Annotated in this window: 3 protein-coding genes; 1 reads left to right on the top strand and 2 read right to left on the bottom strand. The window is 61.3% G+C overall.

What is annotated here, in order from left to right:
* Positions 1-149 precede the first annotated feature (149 nt).
* A complete protein-coding gene (locus ACTS1X_RS02095) occupies positions 150-536 on the top strand; it encodes a GFA family protein (RefSeq protein WP_442612733.1) in 387 nt (128 codons plus the stop codon).
* A 5-nt stretch (positions 537-541) separates the two neighbouring features.
* On the opposite strand, the gene ACTS1X_RS02090 is transcribed toward ACTS1X_RS02095, so the two are convergent.
* Together ACTS1X_RS02090 and ACTS1X_RS02085 are read right to left on the bottom strand one after the other, a co-directional pair.
* Positions 542-1,471: a hypothetical protein gene (locus ACTS1X_RS02090; RefSeq protein WP_442612732.1), complete on the bottom strand. Its 930-nt coding sequence runs from the start codon at positions 1,469-1,471 to the stop codon at positions 542-544.
* A 31-nt stretch (positions 1,472-1,502) separates the two neighbouring features.
* On the bottom strand, positions 1,503-2,916 hold a 1,414-nt coding region (locus ACTS1X_RS02085), incomplete at its 5' end, for a S9 family peptidase (protein ID WP_442612731.1).

The raw sequence follows: 2,916 nt of genomic DNA, 5'->3' as shown, positions 1-2,916 counted from the left end.
GCCCGACCTCGTTTCGGGGCGACGCGGCAACCCAGAGCTCCAAACTGGCCGCCTGCCGCTCTGGATTGCTTCGTCGCCATGCTCCTCGCAATGACGGCGACGCGGCCAGAGGCATCGGCTGACGGAACGAAGAAAGGATGGAGGCGAAGATGAGCGAAGATGCGTCGACCGTCGTCACCGGCGGCTGCCATTGCGGCGCGGTGCGCTTCGAGGCGCTGATCCGCGAGCCGCGCCCCGAACTGCTCGACTGCAACTGCTCGATGTGCAGCAAGACCGGCTTTCTCCACCTGATCGTCCCGCATGACGATTTCACCCTGGTCTCCGGCGAAGACGCGCTGACCTCCTACCGCTTCGGGACGAAACAGGCCGACCACCTTTTCTGCACGCAGTGCGGCATCAAGAGCTTCTACCAGCCCCGCAGCCACCCCGAAGCCTGGAGCGTCAACTACCGCGCGCTCGATGACGGGCACGGGCTGGACGTGACGGTCCGGGCGTTCGACGGGCAGAATTGGGAGGAGGCGAGGGCCGATTTGTAATCAATCTAGATGCGGAGTGACTGAATTTCGACGAGGTCGGCAGATACAGCGATTCGAGACCAAAGACCGTCTCTGACCACATGCATCACATCCGATTGCCCCTGTACTAAAAGGATCTCACCTTCGCCTGGCCAGCGAGTCGTTCCCGAAAGAGCAGCTTCGCCATCTTTCAAAGCAAGCAAAGCAATTCTGTCCCGATCCGCGCCATAGCCGCCCAATAGAAGAATTTGATTGTCCTTTACTGCGAGGGCCTTTGCTCCTGCCACCCCGTTCTTCCAGCTGAATGTATCGCCGTTAGAGATTCGGGTTATGGCGAAGTCATGGTAGAAGCATGACCACACTTCCGTGCCATTCGTGGACAGGGCATAACAATCGGAAACGCCCAATTTTCGAGAACTCTGAGCGTCATTGTACTTCCAAAGCCATTTACCTTTCCAGTCAAACTGAACGATTCCGCCGGCTCCAATCGTGTTCCCGAAAACGCCCTCGTCGAAATAGCCAACCCAGATCGTATCATCGGAAGCGCATCGGACATGTTCGATGCCGTCGCCTAAACTAAACGAATGAGAACGCTGGCCGTCTGGAAACAGAACTGTTGCATTTTTCTCATCTCTTTCGGCTCTGGTCGAAGTGACGAGCCAATGACCGTCCGGGAACCGATCGATCAGGGGATGCCGCACGAGTGGGATGGTCATCTCTTGGTACGACCCGTTGCAGGAGAGTATGAGAAGACATGCCTCCCCGGTCCAAAGATTGGGCATTCTTTCAAAGCTCTCTGCTGATTGGGCTTTTTGAAACCAGTCGACCTGCTCTTGGCGAATGTTACGATCAGTTCGAAATATGGCAAGTTTGCCGTCCGACAACAGGTGGTAGCTGTAGTCGAACCATTCCGATTTGGGTGCCGGTAGGGCTGTAGATTCGATCAAGCTTTTCACACATCTCTCCGGTTTGAAACGCGCGCTGTTACTATTCCGAGACTTCCCCAAACAGCCCCCGCAAAAACACCGTTTCCACCGCATGCCGCAGATCATTGTTCGGCTTCTTCCGGAAGCCATGGCCTTCGTCGGAAAACACGACATACCAGGTCGGCACGCCATTTTCGCGCAGGCCTTCGACGACCTGATCGCTCTCCGATAGCGGCACGCGGGGGTCGTTGGCGCCGGCCATCACCAGCATCGGCTTTGCGATCCGGTCGAGATTGTTCATCGGGGCGATCCGCTCGAATATCGCCGCCATTTCCGGATCGCGCTCGTCGCCATATTCGCCGCGCCGCATGTCCCGCCGGTAATCCTGCGTGTTCTGCAGGAAGGTGCGGAAATCGCTGATCCCGTAGCGCTCGACCCCGCCGACGAGGCGGTCCGAATAATGGATCATCGAGGCGAGGACCATATAGCCGCCATAGGACTGGCCGTAGACGGCGACCCGGTCCGCATCGAGATCGGGCTGTCCGGCGATCCAGTCGAGCAGCGCGCCGATATCGCGCACCGAATCCTCGCGCAGGGGACCGTTGTCGAGATCGCGATAGCGGGTGCCGTAACCGTCCGAGCCGCGGACATTGGGCAGGATGACCGTCGCGCCGAGTGTGTCGGCGAAATATTGCGCGCGCGAATTCCACCCCGGACGCGACTGGCTTTCCGGCCCGCCATGGATGTCGACGATGACCGGGGTCGCCACGCCGTCGCGCGGGCCCGTCGGGCGGTAGACGAAGGCGGAGACCGAAAGCCCGTCGAACGACGGGAAGCGGATCAGCTCGGGCTCGGCGAGGGTGGCGGGATCGAGCGGGCCGAGCTCGGACCGCGTCCAGCGCACGAGATCGCCGGCCGTCACGCCCCAAACCCAGACGTCGCCGGCGGAGCTCGCGGTTTCCATGCTCACCGCGAGGCGTTCCCCGTCGGGCGAGAAATCGAGCCCGGTCAGCACGCCGTTCGGCAGTTCGGGCTGGGGCAGCTCGCGCCAGGTGACGAAATCCTGCACGAAAACGCGCGAATAGCCTTCCTCGTTGATCACGAAGGCGAGGAAGCGGCCGTCATCGGTCAGGTCGAACGCCTCGACGTCCCAACCCAGTTCGGGCGTTACCGGGGTCATCTCGCCCGTATCGCGGCTGAATTCGACCAGCCGGCGATGGTCGCCGTCGCGGTTGGAGATCGCCATGACGGCCGTGTCGTTGCGGGCGAAGCGCGGCGATTCGTCGACCGTGCCCGCGCTCGGCGCGAACTCGGCGGCCGCGCCGGTCGCCATGTCGAGCAGGTAGATGCTCGCATCGCGGTTCGACCGGTAATTTTCCAGCAGCACGGCGCTGCCGTCCGCCGAGACGTCCGACGGGAACATCGGCGTCTCGAACGTCGCCACCACCCGCCGGCTCGATGGATCGGCCGGGTTG

Origin of the sequence: Parasphingopyxis sp., from assembly GCF_052168275.1 — a bacterium.
Lineage (GTDB): Bacteria > Pseudomonadota > Alphaproteobacteria > Sphingomonadales > Sphingomonadaceae > Parasphingopyxis.
The sequence above is the reverse complement of the archived record's forward strand: the minus strand, read 5'-3'. Positions and strand labels throughout refer to the sequence as shown.